The sequence below is a fragment of the Pseudarthrobacter sp. NamB4 genome, assembly GCF_005796185.1.
Classification (GTDB): Bacteria; Actinomycetota; Actinomycetes; order Actinomycetales; family Micrococcaceae; genus Arthrobacter.
Genome location: NZ_VAHM01000050.1, coordinates 1 through 276, shown reverse-complemented (window position 1 = coordinate 276; position 276 = coordinate 1). Strand labels below are relative to the sequence as shown.

General features: G+C 60.5%; 1 pseudogene. It reads right to left on the bottom strand.

The window, feature by feature from the left end:
- A pseudogene (locus tag FDW81_RS17990) lies at positions 1-276 on the bottom strand (glutamine--fructose-6-phosphate aminotransferase); the annotation flags it as partial.

Below are 276 nucleotides of genomic sequence, written 5' to 3'. Positions count from 1 at the left end.
GGTCCCGGCATACGCGGCGGTTCCGCAGGCCAGCACGATAATCTTGTTGACCTTCTTCAACAGCTCCGGATCGATCCGCAGCTCGTCCAGGGTCAGCTTGCCATTAATGTCAGATCGGCCCAGCAGGGTCTGCGCCACGGCGTCGGGCTGGTCATGGATTTCCTTCTCCATGAACGAACTGAACCCGCCGCCCTTCTCGGCAGAGGCAGGGTCCCAGTCCACGTTGTATTCCTTGCCCTGGGCAGGGTTGCCGAAGAAATCAGTGATCTCCACCGC